Here is a 10,710-nt window from a genome sequence, read left to right on the forward strand (position 1 = left end):
GTTTTATGTCTCCTTTCTGCCAAAGGGGCCAAAGCTCGTTACTTTTTCCACATTTGCATCCACTTTCTTCTTTCCCTGTTACCAGCCCATTCGTCTTTTTCCGGCCTCCGGCAAATTTTCTGCTCCTGGTTTTCCGCCCCTGCCCTGTTCAACTTCCAAATCATGTGATATAATGCTCTGCGTTGTCTTTTGGCAGTCATTTGCCCCGCATCTTATCCATGATTATCAATGAGGTGAATTATATGCTGCGCTTTGCTCACTTTAACTTCAACGTTCTGAATCTGGACAAGTCTCTGGCCTTTTACCGGGAGGCTCTGGAACTCTCCCCGGTGCGCACCAAGGAGGCGGCGGACGGCTCCTTCCAGCTGGTGTACCTGGGGGACGGGGAGACCGGCTTTGAGTTGGAGCTGACCTGGCTGAAGGACCGCACTGAGCCCTACGACCTGGGGGAGTGCGAGTTCCACCTGGCCTTTGTCACCGACCGGTACGACGAGCTCTACCGCCGCCACAAGGAGATGGGCTGCGTGTGCTTTGAGAACCCGGCCATGGGCATCTACTTTATTGAGGACCCGGACGGCTACTGGATTGAGATCATCCCTGCCAAGGACTGACCGGCATGGCCAAGACCTCTGAAGCCCGTCTGGCCTACGCCGACCTGCTGCGGGTGCTCTCCATCGCGGCGGTGGCGGTCATCCATGTGGTGAGCCTGTGGATTTACAATGTACCTGTTGGGAGCGGCGCATGGGACATATATAATGTATACGACAGCCTGGTGCGCTGGTGTGTGCCCGTGTTTGTCATGCTCTCCGGCATGTTCCTGCTGGACCCCAAGAGAAGCCTGACTCTGCCCAAGCTGTTCTTTCACCATATCCTGCGCATCTTCGTGGCCCTGGTGGTGTGGGGCGCGGTGTACGCCATCGTGGACTTCGGCCGGGTGGACGGCGCGTTCACCTGGGCCGGCATCCGTTCCGCCCTGTACACCGCCCTGCTGGGCAACACCCACTACCACCTGTGGTTCCTCTATGTCATCCTGGGCCTCTACCTGGTGACCCCAATCCTCCGGGCTTTTGTTCAGGGGGCCTCCCGGAGGGATTTCCACTACTTCTTCCTGCTGTGCTTTGTGGCGGCCTATCTGCTGCCCCTTCTGCTCCAGCTCCGGCCCAGCCAGACCGTCTCCACCTACCTCTCCCGGCTCAACCTGCACATGGTCATGGGCTATGTAGGGTACTATGTGGCAGGTTATTATCTGAAAACCTTCACGTTAGGCCGGGTGGCGGAGATCATTCTCTACCTGCTGGGCATCGGCGGAGCGGCAGCCACCATCTGGGGCACCCGGGTCCTCTCGTTCCAGAGCGGCTCCCTGTCCGGCGTGCTGTACGAGTATATGACTCCCAACGTGGCTGCCATGGCGGTGGCGGTATTCGTGCTGTTCCGGTACCTGCTGGGTGTAAGCGACGAGCGCTCCCGGCGGCAGAGCCTGTCCGGGCTGGCCAAAATCACCTTTGGCATCTACCTGATTCACGACCTGTTTCTCATGGCCTACCGCCATTTTGGCATCACGCAGCTGCCCCTGCCGCCGGTGCTGGCGGTGCCCGCCGTCACCGTCCTGGTGCTTGTTCCCTCGGCGGCGGCGGCCTGGCTTATCAGCAAGATCCCCTTTGCGGGCCGCTACCTCACCTGACAGGCCCTAATCTTCACTGCAAGGAGTTCGACCCATGCTTTTTTCCAGCTCTGTATTCCTGTTTCTGTTCCTGCCGGTAGTGCTTCTGGTGTACTATCTCCCCCTGCGCAAGTGGCGGCAGGGGCAGAACATCTTTCTGACCCTGGCCTCTCTCTTTTTCTATGCCTGGGGTGAGCCCTGGTTCGTGTTGGTGATGATCGGCTCTATTGTAGCCAATTATCTGTTCGGCCTGTGGGTGGCCGCCTGGAAGAATCACGGCCGCAGCCTGCGGCTCCCCGTCACCGTCTCGGTAATTTGTAACCTGTCCATTCTGTTCATCTTCAAGTATCTGACCTTTGTCCTCACCAACCTGAACCTGCTGGGTCTCCAGCTGACGGTGCCCGTCATCAACCTGCCCATCGGCATCTCTTTCTTTACCTTCCAGGCCATGAGCTATGTACTGGACGTGGCCAGAGGCCGCGGCGAGGCCCAGAAGAGTCTGCTCAACGTGGGGCTCTACGTCTCCTTCTTCCCCCAGCTCATCGCCGGCCCCATCGTGAAGTATGAGACGGTGGCAGAGGAGATCCTCCACCGCCGGGAGAACTGGGGCGATTTCACCGCCGGCGTCCAGCGCTTCCTGGTGGGTCTGGGGAAAAAGGTCATCCTGTCCAACCAGCTGGCCGTTGTGGCCGACGCCGCTTTTAACCACGGCCAGCCCCAGTCGGTGGCCTTCGCCTGGCTCGGCGCCGTGTGCTACATCCTCCAGCTCTACTACGACTTCGGCGGCTACTCCGACATGGCCATCGGTCTGGGCCGGATGTTTGGTTTCCACTTCCTGGAGAACTTCGACTACCCCTATATCTCCACCTCGATCACTGAATTCTGGCGCCGGTGGCACATCTCCCTCACCTCCTGGTTCCGGGACTATGTCTACTTTCCCCTGGGCGGCAGCCGGGTGGACAAGCAGTGGAAGGTGGTGCGCAACATCTTTGTGGTGTGGCTCCTCACCGGCATCTGGCACGGCGCCAACTGGACCTATGTGGTCTGGGGCCTGCTGAACTACGCCCTGCTCATGCTGGAGAAGTACGGCGGGCTGGGCAAGGGCTGGCCCAAGGCCATCGGCTGGTTCTACACCCAGGTTGCCTTTGTGCTCACCTGCGTGGTGTTCCGGTCTGACTCCCTGTCCGCCGCCGGGTCCTATTTCCTCTCCCTCTTCCATATTGGCTCCATGCCGGTGTGGAGCAGCCAGGCGGCCCTCTACCTGCGGGAGTACTGGATTATCCTCCTGGCCGCCGCACTCTGTGCCGCCCCCACCGCCACCTGGTTTCGGAAAAAGCTGACGGTGGCGGCGGACGGCAGGCTGCTGCCGGTGTGGGACTGCGTGTCCACCCTGGCCCTGCTGGCGGTCTTTGTGGTGGCTGTGTGCTTCACCATCAAGGGCACCTACAACCCCTTCATCTACTTTAATTTCTGAGGAGGACGCACCATGAATAAGCTGAAATCCAATCTCACCGCCGTCCTCTTCCTGCTGGGCATTGCCGCCGGACTGGTGGTGGCTGTGGCTGCCTTCTTCAGCGGCAGCGGCAACCTGCGGGCCGAATTTGGAAAGCTGCGGCGGGATTTCTCCTACCTGCCCACCTTTCTCTCCGGCGCGGAGAACGCCCTGAACCAGGATCTGGACAAGGACCACTACTTCATCCAGCTCTATGGCGGCATCCAGAGGCTTATGGGCCGCCGGGTGGTGGAGGACGTGGAGGCGGACTACACCGTCATTAAGCTGGCGGACGGAGCCCTGGCCTTTGAGAACCTGTACGGCGGTCCCACCGATACCCGGCCCCACGCCCAGGCGGTGGCCGACTTCAAGGAACAGCTGGCTGAAAAGGACATCCCCCTGCTCTACGTCCAGGCCCCCCAGAAGGTAAGTCAGAGCGGCGACGAGCTGCCTGAGGGGGTCACCGACTACGGCCATGAAAACGCTGACCTGCTCCTCTCCACCCTGGATGACCTGGGTGTAGACACTCTGGACCTGCGTCCCGTGCTGGAGGAGGCGGCTCAGGCGCCCGGCGCCCTCCCCTTCTACTTCCGCACCGACCACCACTGGACCCCGGAGGGCGGCTTTGTGGGCTATCAGGCGGTGACGCAGCGGCTGTCGGAGATTTTGGGCTATGACGTCAGCCCGGTCTATACCGACCCGGACAGCTACACCAAAATCACCTATGAGGACTCCTTCCTGGGCAGCCAGGGCAAGCGGGTGGGCACCCTGTACACCGGCGTGGACAGCATCAACCTGTGGAAGCCCAACTTTGAGACCAGCTTCACCTACTCGGTTCCCCTCAACGCCATTGAGCGCACCGGCCCCTTTGAGGAGTCCCTGCTGTTCCCGGAACGGGTGGAAAAAATCGACTATTTCGGCGGCAATCCCTACACCCTCTATGCCGGCGGGGACTACAATCTGGCCCGCATAACCAACCACCTGAACCCGGACGGCCCCCGGGTGCTGCTGGTGCGGGACTCCTACTCCTGCATCCTGGCCCCCTTCCTGGCCCTGGACTGCTCGGAGCTTATCACCATTGACCTGCGCTACTTCAAGGACAACCTGATGGACTACATGGACTGGCTGGACCCGGACATGGTCGTAGTCATGTACTGCGCCAGTTCCACCCGCCTGCCCGAGCTGTTCCAGTTCTTCGGCGCCGACACAAAGCCGGAATTCCGCTATTGACGAGGTGAACGGATTGAACGCCCCACAGCCCTCCCTCCGCAGGCTGGACCTGCACTATATTGTCATGCAGATTGGCTACTGGGCCATGTTTGCCGCCATCTGCGCCTACCTGGCCGCCCTGCTGGGAGAGCGGGGCTTCTCCAACAGCCAGATTGGCCTGCTTATCGCCATCCGCTGTCTGGCGGGCATTATCTGCCAGCCTCTGCTGGGCGGCTTTGCCGACCGGCACCCGGAGATTCCCCTGAAGGTCATTGTCGCCCTGTCTCTGGCCCTGTCTCTGGCCGCATCCCTGGCATTTCTCCTCTGGCCCATGGGCATGGGCGGCACCGCCGTTATTCTCATCATCCTGGGAGGCTTCGAGATCTCCGCTTATCCCCTGATGGACGCCATGGCCATCCAGTTCATCAACGCAGGCATGCCCATCCGATACAGTCTGGGCCGGGGCATCGGCTCCATGGCTTATGCCGTCACCTGCGTCATTCTGGGCTTTCAGACCCAGGCCATGGGCGTGGAGAGCACCCTCGTGACCCATACGGCGCTGGTGGCAGCGGTTATCGCTCTGACTATCTCCTACCCCGCCTTCCGCGCTGCCCCTGCGCCAGCGGACGCGCCTCCGGCGGAGAAGCCCCACTCGGTTTGGTACCTGCTAAAAAGCAACCCTCCCTTCACGCTCATGCTGGCGGCCATACTGCTGGGTCTCACCGCCTGCCTGCCCATGTCCAACTTTCTGGTCAACGTGGTGGAGAGCCGCGGCGGCAACAGTGCCGACCTGGGCGTGGCGCTGTTTATCATGGGCGGCTTTGAACTGCCCACCGCCTTCTTCTTCCAGCGTATGCTCCGCCGCCTGGGCAGCGGAAAACTCATCCTCATCAGCATGGTGTTCACCGTGCTCAAGGCGGCGGCGCTGCTGCTGTCCTTCAACCTGGCCACCGTGTTCCTGACCCAGCCCCTCCAGATGCTGGGGTACGGCCTGTTCACCCCGGCGTCGGTGTACTTTGTCAACGAGTCGGTTCCCCAGGCCGACCGGGTGCGGGGCCAGACGGTGATGATGGTGGCCTCCAACGGTATGGGCGGCATGCTGGGCAGCTATATCAGCGGCCTGTCCCTGGATATGGGCGGGGCCAACCTGATGCTGCTGTGCTGCATTGTGCTGGGCTGCCTCGCCGCCGTACTGTCGGCCGCCGCACTGGCGCTGAGCAAAAAATCGGAACAGCGCAGACTCTCTGGATGAATTTGACGCCCGCCCGCAAGCGTTTTTCAGGTACCGGAATTCCGGGCAGCACGAACGCCGCGAGACTTTCAGCAAACTGAACCGGGGCCGGAGCGCCCCGGTTTTCTTAATTTATTTTATGCTAAACTCATTGTCCGCTCTTCCCAAGCGCCTTTTTCCCATGATATAATGCTTGCATCTGGAACAAGCTTCCAGAAATTTCGGAGTTGGAGCGATTCTAACATGAGTGAAAACAAACCAGCGCCCCGCTCTCTGCCCAGGGTGGGCATGCGCAATATCAAAACAGCCACCGCCGCAGCCCTGTGCGCCCTGGTGTACTTCTTCCTGGACCGCAGCCCCGCCTTTGCCTGTATCGGCGCCATCTTCGGTATGGGAAGCGACCTGGAAAATTCCCGGCTTCACGGCGGCAACCGCCTCTTCGGCACCCTCATCGGCGGCCTGCTGGGCATGGCTCTGTTCCGGGTCTATCTCATTTTCTACCCGAACGGCGGCCACTCTCTGCTGCTGGTGCCCCTGGTGTTCGTGGGCGTGGTCATTCTGATTCTCCTGTGTCAGATCTTCTGGGTGGGCGGCGTGCAGCCCGGCGGCGTGGTGCTGTGCCTTCTGCTGTTCAACACCCCGCCGGACACTTACATCAGCTACGCCCTCAACCGCATCCTGGACACCGCCATCGGCGTGGTGGCGGCCATGGTGGTCAACAGCCTGTTCCCCGGCGGCTTCACCTTCCAGCATCTGAAAGAACACCATTTCCGCTCCCTGGAGAAGAAGCGTCAGCGGTGGCGGGAGCGGACGGGCCGGAGCACCCCTGACAGAGGCCAAGACGAAAGCCGGACCGACTGAAAGAAAAAGAGCGCCGGACCCAGGGTTCCGGCGCTCTTTTTCGATTCTTTACTCCAGCCCCAGCAGAGCCCGGGCCCGGCGGAGCAGCTTGAGATACACATAGTCCATCTGCCACTCGTTGGTCAGCTCGGTGAGGCGGTCGGCGGGCAGCCAGGCCACGCCGGTGTTCTCTCCCTCCCGGATGGTGAGGGCGTCGCTCTCGTCGGCGGTCAGCAGGTAGGACACATTGAGGTGCTGGTGGGCCGCCACGTATTTCCCCCGCTTCACGTGCCCCCACACGGGCAGGATGTCCAGAGAGGCGATATCGCTTGAAAGGGGGCGCACATGGGTGATTCCAGTCTCCTCACTGGCCTCCCGCAGGGCTACAGCCAGCAGGTCGCTGTCCCCGTCGGCGTGGCCGCCGGTCCAGGCCCACACCTTGTAGATATTGTGGTGGGCCATGAGCACCTTGGTGGCATCGGCGTTGACCACAAAGCCGGAGCTTGTGATGTGAGCGTACTCATTCTGCCGGGTGAGCACGGTGTCGGGGTACCGGTCCACATACTCCAGAATAATCCGCCTGTCGGTCTCCTCCTGCTCGTCCTGAGGGCGATAGGCCCGGATGTCGTCTGCGTACATCTCGTCACCCCTTCCTCCGGTAGGTGGCATAGTGGAAGGACAGTCCCCCGTCCTCCAGCGCCGGCTCCTCCTCTGCCAGCTCCCACTCGGGCAGGGTGTCCAGGTTGGGGAACCAGGCGTCAGCTTCAAAGGCGGCGTGAATTTTGGTGATATAGGCCGTGTCGCACCAGTCCAGGGCTTCCCGGTACACCTGGCCGCCGCCGATGACAAAGGTATCCGCCGGGCAGGCCGCTCTGGCCTCCTCCAGGCTGTGAAGCACAACGGCGTTTTCCACCCTGTAGTCCGGATTGGTGGAGAGAATATAGTTCTGCCGCCCGGGCAGAGGCTTCCCGCCGGGGAAGGTCTCCAGTGTCCTCCGCCCCAGCAGCACCGGGTGCCCCAGGGTCAGGGCCTTGAACCGCTTCAAATCGGGGGAAATCCGCGCCAGCAGTTTGTTTTGATAACCAATGGCCCAGTTCCGATCCACCGCCGCAATCAGGTACATTCATCCTTCCTCCTTGATAAAGTCCAGGAATTCCGTCCAGTGCTCCTCGTCAAACACCGGAATTCCGGCGCTCTTGAGCCGGGCGGCAGTCACGCCGTCGCCGGTGATTTTTCGCCCGGTGAAGGTGCCATCGTAGATAACGCCGCTGCCGCAGGAGGGGCTGCGGGCCTTCAGCAGGGCGCACCGGCAGCCCATCAGCCGGGCCAGCTCCTCCGCCTGGGCCGCACCCCGGACGTACTGCTCCGTCACGTCGGCCCCGTCCCGTGTAAGCACCCGCTCCCCCACCCGTTCAGCGGGCGGACGGGGCGTGGACAGGCCGCCCAGCTGCTCGGGACACACGGGCACAAAGCTCAAATCCGCCCGGTTCAGCAGCTCCGCCAGGGGTGGGAAGGCCTTGCCGTCCCCGCTGTACCGGCATGTCAGGCCCAGCAGACAGGCCGACAACAGAATCCGCATCTGCCCTTCCTCCTTACACCGCCACCGGAATCTTCACATTCAGGGGGTGATATTGGTACCCCTCCAGCTTCAGACTGTCCCGTGTGAAGGCGTAGAAGTCGTCCACTGCCGGGTCCATCCACAGCTTGGGGGCATCGTATGGCTTGCGGGCGATAATCTCCTCCACAACGGGCACGTGCCGGTCGTAGATGTGGGCGTCGGCAATGACGTGGACCAGCTCCCCCGCCTCCAGGCCGGACACCCGGGCCAGCATGTGGACCAGGGCGGCGTACTGCATCACGTTCCAGCCGTTGGCGGTGAGCATGTCCTGGCTGCGCTGGTTGAGGATGGCGTTGAGGGTCCTGCCCGTCACGTTGAAGGTCATGGACCAGGCGCAGGGGTAAAGAGCCATGTCGTGGAGGTCATGGTGGTTGTAGAGATTGGTCATAATCCGCCGGGACGCGGGGTTGTGCCTCAGGTCGTAGAGCACACGGTCCACCTGGTCAAACCCTCCCTCGGGATAAATGTGCTTCACCCCCAGCTGGTAGCCGTAGGCCTTGCCGATGGAGCCTGTTTCGTCGGCCCAGGCGTCCCAGATGTGGCTGTTCAGGTCGTGGATGTTGTTGGACTTCTTCTGCCAGATCCACAGCAGCTCGTCCAGGGAGCTCCTGAAGGCCATCTTCCGGATGGTCTGGACGGGGAACTCCTTCTTCAGGTCGTACCGGTTCACCACGCCGAAGAGCTTGATGGTGTGAGCGGGGGCTCCGTCGTCCCACCGGGGGCGGACCGCCTGGTCCGTGTCCCAGGTCCCGTGGGCGAGGATGTCTTTGCAGTTCTGGATAAATCTCTCGTCGGCGTAGCTCATATGGGTTCCTCCCGTTGTATTCGTTCCGGTCTATTTTGACGCGCACCGCAGCAATAGCTGAATTCCACAAAAGCTCCTTTGCGTCTCTTTTGTGGAATTGCGCGGCCGCCGCCCACGAATAAGCCGCTTTGCGTTTTGTTCAGCAGACATTATTTTATTATACGGCGCGCTCCGGTGCAAGCGCTTTCGCTGTCCTTTCCTCTTGGCGCGCTCCGGTGTTTATGATAAAATGAAAAAAACGTCCGCGCCGCCGGACCTCTGGAGAGGTGAAGGAAATGCATGATATCCGGGCCCAGAAGGGCCGTTTTCTGCTCCGAGCCCTGCTGTGGCTGATTTTTGTGGCTCAGTTTGCCCAGGCGCTGATTCCGCTCATCCGGGCCGGCGGCAGCCCGGCGCCTCTGGCGGTTCTGGCCGCCCTGGCCGCCCCTCTGCCCTCCGCCGTGGTGCTGTGGGCCCTCTACCGGGGTAATCGGGCCGCTCTGGTGGTATTCTGCCTCATGGGCTTTGAGCAGATCGCCGCCTTCAGCAACTGGATTCTCCCCCGGTACCAGAATGCTATGGCACCTACGGACCCTCTGGGCTATGCCAGTCTGGCGATCTCGGCTTTCGATGTGACTCTGCGGGTAGTCGTGCTCTACCAGATGTTCTCCGGCTCCTATGTGCCCGTCTGGCTGGAGTGCCGCCGGGACATGCGGCGCAGAACGGATCTGGCGCTTGAGCTTGCGCTCTTCGGCGCGTCCATCCTGCTCCTGATTCTTTTCTTTTTCCTGCCCCTGTAACAGAAAACGCCCGGCCGCCTTCTCCGAGAAGGGAGCGCGGCCGGGCATTTTTTGTTGTGCAGTCTTACCAGATCAGAGTGGCAAAATAGTCGTCAGGCGTCTCGGCCCGGCGGATGAGCTCGGTGGACCCGTCCTCCCTCAGCAGAACCTCGGCGGAGCGGAGCCGGCCGTTATAGTTGTAGCCCATGGAGAAGCCGTGGGCGCCGGTATCGTGAATGACCAGCAGGTCGCCCAGGTCAATTTTGGGCAGCATCCGGTCTATGGCAAACTTGTCGTTATTCTCGCACAGGGAACCGGTGACGTCGTACTTGTGGTCGCAGGGAGCGTCCTCCTTGCCCATGACGGTGATGTGGTGATAGGCGCCGTACATGGCGGGTCGCATCAGGTTGGCGGCGCAGGCGTCCACGCCCACATACTCCTTGTAGGTGTGCTTGAAGTGGGTAACTTTGGTCACCAGGCAGCCGTAGGGGGCCAGCATGAACCGGCCCAGCTCGGTGAAGATGGCCACGTCGCCCATGCCGGCGGGGGTGAGGATAGACTCGTACTGCCTGCGCACGCCCTCGCCGATGGCAGCAATGTCGTTGGCGGGCTGCTCAGGGCGGTAAGGTACGCCCACGCCGCCGGACAGGTTGATAAAGCGGATGTCGCAGCCGGTCTCCTTCTTCAGGTCTACAGCCAGCTGGAACAGGATGCCCGCCAGAGTGGGGTAGTACTCGTTGCTCAGGGTGTTGGAGGCCAGGAATGCGTGGATGCCGAAGTGCTTGGCGCCCATGGCCTTCAGCTTCTTGAAGCCCTCGAAAAGCTGCTCCCGGGTGAAGCCGTACTTGGCCTCGCCGGGGTTGTCCATCACCTGAAAGCCCTCCTCGGACGCACCGATAGAGAAGGTGCCGCCGGGATTGAAGCGGCAGGAGATGGTCTCAGGGATATAGCCGATGGTGTCTTTAAGAAAGTCAATGTGGGTGAAGTCGTCCAGGTTGATGGTGGCGCCCAGCTTGGCGGCCAGGGCGAACTCCTCAGCAGGGGTGTCGTTGGAGGAGAACATGATCTCGCTGCCGGAGAAGCCGCAGCGGTCGGCC

General features: G+C 61.4%; 12 protein-coding genes. 7 read left to right on the plus strand and 5 right to left on the minus strand.

The annotated features are described in order from the left end of the window. Positions 1-242 precede the first annotated feature (242 nt). The 6 genes from Q0K06_RS02715 (at position 243) to Q0K06_RS02740 (ending at position 6,453) form a co-directional block, all read left to right on the plus strand. A complete protein-coding gene (locus tag Q0K06_RS02715; protein ID WP_294548251.1) occupies positions 243-611 on the plus strand; it encodes a VOC family protein in 369 nt (122 codons plus the stop codon). 5 nt (positions 612-616) lie between these two features. Beyond that, entirely contained in the window at positions 617-1,681 is a 1,065-nt protein-coding gene (locus tag Q0K06_RS02720) for an acyltransferase family protein (protein WP_294548254.1), read from the plus strand. 34 nt (positions 1,682-1,715) lie between these two features. Next, positions 1,716-3,134: an MBOAT family O-acyltransferase gene (locus Q0K06_RS02725; protein WP_294548257.1), complete on the plus strand. Its 1,419-nt coding sequence runs from the start codon at positions 1,716-1,718 to the stop codon at positions 3,132-3,134. A 12-nt stretch (positions 3,135-3,146) separates the two neighbouring features. Then, positions 3,147-4,382 carry a DHHW family protein gene (locus Q0K06_RS02730; RefSeq protein ID WP_294548260.1) on the plus strand — a complete coding sequence of 412 codons (1,236 nt, stop codon included), beginning with the start codon at positions 3,147-3,149 and terminating at the stop codon, positions 4,380-4,382. 4 nt (positions 4,383-4,386) lie between these two features. Next, positions 4,387-5,613: an MFS transporter gene (locus Q0K06_RS02735; protein ID WP_294548263.1), complete on the plus strand. Its 1,227-nt coding sequence runs from the start codon at positions 4,387-4,389 to the stop codon at positions 5,611-5,613. Between the two features lie 222 nt (positions 5,614-5,835). Next, positions 5,836-6,453, plus strand: coding sequence for an aromatic acid exporter family protein (locus Q0K06_RS02740; protein WP_294548266.1), 618 nt, complete (start codon positions 5,836-5,838; stop codon positions 6,451-6,453). A gap of 48 nt (positions 6,454-6,501) precedes the next feature. Here the strand turns inward: Q0K06_RS02740 and Q0K06_RS02745 are convergent, their stop codons facing one another. Genes Q0K06_RS02745 through thyA form a run of 4 tightly spaced genes read right to left on the minus strand, consistent with a single transcriptional unit; the run spans position 6,502 to position 8,855 of the window. Then, positions 6,502-7,071 (minus strand): NUDIX hydrolase, encoded by a 570-nt coding sequence (locus Q0K06_RS02745; protein ID WP_294548270.1) that lies wholly within the window; start codon positions 7,069-7,071, stop codon positions 6,502-6,504. A gap of 4 nt (positions 7,072-7,075) precedes the next feature. Further along, positions 7,076-7,555: a dihydrofolate reductase gene (locus Q0K06_RS02750; RefSeq protein ID WP_294548274.1), complete on the minus strand. Its 480-nt coding sequence runs from the start codon at positions 7,553-7,555 to the stop codon at positions 7,076-7,078. Next, positions 7,556-8,011 (minus strand): DUF523 domain-containing protein, encoded by a 456-nt coding sequence (locus Q0K06_RS02755; RefSeq protein ID WP_294548276.1) that lies wholly within the window; start codon positions 8,009-8,011, stop codon positions 7,556-7,558. 13 nt (positions 8,012-8,024) lie between these two features. Then, positions 8,025-8,855, minus strand: coding sequence for a thymidylate synthase (gene thyA, locus Q0K06_RS02760; protein ID WP_294548278.1), 831 nt, complete (start codon positions 8,853-8,855; stop codon positions 8,025-8,027). A 275-nt stretch (positions 8,856-9,130) separates the two neighbouring features. Between thyA and Q0K06_RS02765 the strand changes: the two genes are divergently transcribed. After that, positions 9,131-9,634 (plus strand): hypothetical protein, encoded by a 504-nt coding sequence (locus tag Q0K06_RS02765; protein ID WP_294548281.1) that lies wholly within the window; start codon positions 9,131-9,133, stop codon positions 9,632-9,634. A gap of 64 nt (positions 9,635-9,698) precedes the next feature. On the opposite strand, the gene Q0K06_RS02770 is transcribed toward Q0K06_RS02765, so the two are convergent. Continuing rightward, positions 9,699-10,710, minus strand: a 1,012-nt coding sequence (locus tag Q0K06_RS02770) for a diaminopimelate decarboxylase (RefSeq protein ID WP_294548284.1), incomplete at its 5' end; no start/stop codon positions are given.

The organism is uncultured Pseudoflavonifractor sp. (genome assembly GCF_944387805.1).
GTDB lineage: Bacteria > Bacillota > Clostridia > Oscillospirales > Oscillospiraceae > Pseudoflavonifractor.